This is a genomic window from uncultured Tepidimonas sp. (genome assembly GCF_938045175.1).
Lineage (GTDB): Bacteria > Pseudomonadota > Gammaproteobacteria > Burkholderiales > Burkholderiaceae_C > Tepidimonas.
In genome coordinates this window covers 1-3561 of the sequence record NZ_CALIND010000173.1, presented here as the reverse complement: position 1 = coordinate 3561, position 3561 = coordinate 1, and the positions used below count along the sequence as shown (strand labels likewise).

Here is a 3561-nt window from a genome sequence, read left to right as displayed (position 1 = left end):
GACGGGTCGAGCCTTCACCGTTACGCTGGGTGCCGTGGCCGCGCTATTGACGACACAAACGCTCGCAGCGCTGCTCGCCGCCTATGTACAGCGCATGCCACTCGACCCGTGGCTGCTGCTGAGCGGTTTCGCAAACATCCGCTTTTTCGGCCAGGTCGTCACCGCGATCGCCCCGCTGCTGGTTGCCGGCTGGATGTTGCAAAGCACCCTCCGATGGCGCCGCACTCTGGCCGCCTTGGCGATGCTGTGGTGTTGGACGGGCTGGCTGTCGGGCACGCGCGGCACCTGGCTGGCCGCGGCGGTGTGCGCCGTGACGGCAGCGCTGCTCCCATTTCCTGTGGCGCGACAGTGGGCGCGACGGTTTGTGGCCGCCTGGGCAGGGGGACTCGTCATCTACCTATTGACTCACGGTGTGATACCGCGCTTGCTGGCGGTGGATGTGGTGCAGCCCATCACTGATCGCCTGACGCTTGACAGCTCCGGTCGTTGGATGCTTTGGCAGGTCGCTGCACAAGAGTGGTGGCACACGCCATGGCTAGGAATCGGCCCCATGCACCTGGCCAACATTCCCACCCTGCCCAACGCGCACCCACATAATATCGTGCTGCAGTGGCTCGCCGAATGGGGCGTGATCGCAACGTTGGCTTGGGTGCTGCTATTGGCAGGCTGGCTGCTGCATCTGCTCTGGCGCGTACCCCAAGGCCACGCTTATGCTGCCTGGCCTCAACGACAACGCACGCTCTATTGGGGCGTCTGCATGGGGCTGTGGGGCAGCGCGGCGCAATCCTTGGTCGATGGCAATTTGGTCATGCCGTATCCGCAGATGGTGATTGTGGTCTTGGCAGGACTGGCCCTTGGGATGACCGTATCCAACACCCAACCCTGGCTTAACTTAACCCCCTCATCTGGCGCGGTTTCTGGGCGCTCGGTAGTGACCCTGCGGCTGGTTTTGCTGTGTAGTGGCGCCGTCGTTCTCCACCATTTGTGGGTCATGACCCCGACGCTGGAGCAGCGCCCCGACCAATGCCTACCTTTCTGTGGCGGGCCGCTGCCGCCACGACTGTGGAGCCAAGGGATGATCGCGTGGGACGACGACCTCTATCGGCTACCATCGAGGATAGCCGACATTCCTTCAGCTCCATGAGCGGCACCGATACGCCCTCACTCACCGTCGCCATCTCCTCGCGCGCGCTGTTCGACTTCGAGGCAGAAAACCGCGTCTTCGAGGAGGGCGACGACCGCGCCTACATGCAATTGCAACTTCAGCGGCTGGAGCAGCCAGCTGCGCCCGGCGTGGCGTTTTCGCTGGTGCAAAAGCTGCTGCGCTTCAACGACGCACGCGCGCAGCGGGTGGAGGTGGTGATCCTGTCGCGCAACGACCCCGTCTCGGGAATGCGCGTGTTTCGCTCCGCGGCGCACTATGGGCTGCCCATCCAGCGCGGCGTATTCACGCGCGGTGCACCGCCGTGGCGCTATCTGCGGCCGCTGCGCGCCAACCTGTTTTTGTCGGCCAATCTGGACGACGTGCGCGCCGCGCTGGAGGCCGGCTTTCCGGCGGCGCAGGTGTACCCGCACGCGCAGCGCGCGTCGGATGCACACCCGCACGAGGTGCGCATCGCCTTTGACGGCGACGCGGTGCTGTTTTCGGACGAGGCCGAGCGCGTCTTTCAGGCCGAGGGGCTGGATGCCTTTCAGGCGCACGAGACCGCCAAGGCCACCCAGCCGCTGCCTGGTGGGCCGTTCAAGCCGCTGCTTGAGGCGCTGCACCGGCTGCAGCAGGAGGGCACGGACGCCATGCGCATCCGCACCGCGCTGGTCACCGCGCGCAGCGCCCCGGCGCACGAGCGCGCCATTCGCACGCTCATGGACTGGCGCATCGAGGTGGACGAGGCGCTGTTTCTGGGCGGGCTGCCCAAGGGCGAGTTTTTGCGCGAGTTCGAGCCCGATTTTTTCTTCGACGACCAAACGCGCCACGTGCGCAGCGCCGCCGAGCACGTGCCAGCCGGGCACGTCGCCGCCGGGGTGATGGGGGGCTGAGGTTGCGCTAGACTGATGGTGCAAGGGCGACCGCAAGCATCGCCCACTCTCTCGCGCCGCCACCATCCTCTATGCTGACCTCCGCATTCGCCATCGTCGTTGGTGCCGGTATCGGCGCGCTGCTGCGCTGGTGGCTGGGGCTGGCGCTCAACGCGCTGCTGCCGCACTTGCCGCTGGGCACGTTGGCCGCCAACTGGGTGGGGGGCTACGCCATCGGGCTGGTGGTGGCGTTCCTCATGCACCACCCGGAGCTGGGCCCCCACTGGCGGCTGTTTCTGGTGACGGGGCTGTTGGGCGGGTTGACGACGTTTTCCAGCTTTTCGGTCGAGGTGGTATCGCTGCTGCAGCAGGGGCGGCTGGGCTGGGCGCTAGCGGCGATGGGCCTGCACGTGGGCGGCTCGCTGGCGCTCACCGCGCTGGGCTTTGCCACCTGGGCTGGCCTGCGTGGCAGCTGATGCGCCGCCGCCCGCCCCTACAATGGCAGCGGTTGATCTCATCGCATCATGGCTGATACTGCTGCCCCCTCCCCTTGCGATGCTGGCGCGCTGGCGCAGCGTTTCGTGCAATTTGCCCTGGAAGCGGGCGTGCTGCGCTTTGGCGAATTCAAAACCAAGGCCGGGCGCCTGAGCCCGTATTTTTTCAACGCCGGGCTGTTCAACGACGGGGTCAAGCTGGGCCAGCTGGCGGCGTTTTACGCCGATGCGATATTGGCCAGCGGCATCGCGTTCGACATGATTTTTGGCCCGGCGTACAAGGGCATTCCGCTGGCGGCGGCGGTGGCGGTGGAGCTGGCGCGGCGCGGGCACAACACGCCGTTTGCCTTCAACCGCAAGGAGGCCAAGGACCACGGCGAAGGCGGCTCGCTGGTGGGCGCGCCGCTTCAGGGGCGGGTGCTGATCATCGACGACGTGATGAGCGCGGGCACGGCGGCGCGCGAGTCGATCGCGCTCATCCGTGGCGCGGGCGCCACACCGTATGCGATGGCGATTGCGCTGGACCGGCAGGAGATGGCCACCGAGGTGGCCCCCGACGGCACCGTGCGTGACGTGCCCTACAGCGCCGTGCAGTACGTGCAGCGCGAGCTGGGCCTGGCGGTGTGCGCCATTGCCAAACTGGACGACTTGCTGCAGTATCTGCAGCAACAAGACGACCCCGCCATGCAGGCCCACCGCGAGCGCGTGCAGGCGTACCGCGCACGCTACGGCGTGGCATGAGGGGGGCCCACACCGGACACCCACCGATGCCCTTGCACACCCCCTCACGCCATCGCCCACCCCATCCCTGTCGTGCTGCCCGGGTATGGCTCGTGGCCGGGTGCCTGTTGGCCGGCCCGGTGGCGGTGGGGGCGCAGACCAAGGCCCCGGCGGCGGGCAGCATCTACACCTGTATCGATGCGCGCGGGCGGCTGCTGTCGTCGGACCGGCCGATCCCCGAATGCCGCGACCGCGTGCAGCACGAGATTGGCCCCAGTGGCACGGTGCGCCGGGTCATCGCCCCACCCCCCACGCCCGAGGAGCAGGAGCG

The 3561-nt window shown here is 67.5% G+C and carries 5 protein-coding genes; all 5 read left to right on the top strand.

Features of this window, described 5'->3' with window-relative positions:
- On the top strand, nucleotides 1-1144 hold a 1144-nt coding region (locus tag Q0716_RS09025; protein WP_299022268.1), incomplete at its 5' end, for an O-antigen ligase family protein.
- Complete coding sequence (locus Q0716_RS09020; RefSeq protein WP_299022267.1) at nucleotides 1141-2037, top strand: 5'-nucleotidase; 897 nt, start codon at nucleotides 1141-1143, stop codon at nucleotides 2035-2037. The genes Q0716_RS09025 and Q0716_RS09020, both read left to right, overlap by 4 nt.
- Nucleotides 2038-2108: 71 nt before the next feature.
- Nucleotides 2109-2492: a fluoride efflux transporter CrcB gene (gene crcB, locus Q0716_RS09015; RefSeq protein WP_299022265.1), complete on the top strand. Its 384-nt coding sequence runs from the start codon at nucleotides 2109-2111 to the stop codon at nucleotides 2490-2492.
- A gap of 48 nt (nucleotides 2493-2540) precedes the next feature.
- Entirely contained in the window at nucleotides 2541-3251 is a 711-nt protein-coding gene (pyrE, locus tag Q0716_RS09010; RefSeq protein WP_299022263.1) for an orotate phosphoribosyltransferase, read from the top strand.
- Nucleotides 3252-3277: 26 nt separating this feature from the next.
- The coding region (locus Q0716_RS09005; protein ID WP_299022261.1) for a DUF4124 domain-containing protein at nucleotides 3278-3561 on the top strand (284 nt) is incomplete at its 3' end.

What these genes read in the sequence shown, in the direction of transcription:
- Q0716_RS09020 (WP_299022267.1), top strand. Translation starts at nt 1,141, where the DNA reads ATGAGCGGCACCGATACGCCCTCACTCACCGTCGCCATCTCCTCGCGC.
- crcB (WP_299022265.1), top strand. Translation starts at nt 2,109, where the DNA reads ATGCTGACCTCCGCATTCGCCATCGTCGTTGGTGCCGGTATCGGCGCG.
- pyrE (WP_299022263.1), top strand. Translation starts at nt 2,541, where the DNA reads ATGGCTGATACTGCTGCCCCCTCCCCTTGCGATGCTGGCGCGCTGGCG.